Consider the following 223-nt stretch of genomic DNA (forward strand, 5'->3'; position numbering starts at 1 on the left):
AACGGTAGACTTTCTTAGATGTCAGTGCACGCGTTGGTGTGATATCCAACGCATCAGCAAAAGTAACCAAGTCGTTCAGAATATCGACACCGTCTTTATCCCATGTCTTAGTACTTGCGAGCGTTGCTTGATGTTCTGCTGGAACTTGGTAATCCAAAGAAATATCAAGATCTTCATCGGTAATTTTACCAGTAGCCAACACATCCATAGCCATCTTCTCAAC

1 protein-coding gene is annotated in these 223 nt (G+C 42.6%); it reads right to left on the reverse strand.

What is annotated here, in order from left to right:
- Positions 1–223 (reverse strand): major capsid protein (locus FD50_RS07860; RefSeq protein ID WP_187328410.1); only part of this gene is annotated, 223 nt, incomplete at both ends.

The sequence above is a fragment of the Liquorilactobacillus satsumensis DSM 16230 = JCM 12392 genome (assembly GCF_001435195.1).
Classification (GTDB): Bacteria; Bacillota; Bacilli; order Lactobacillales; family Lactobacillaceae; genus Liquorilactobacillus; species Liquorilactobacillus satsumensis.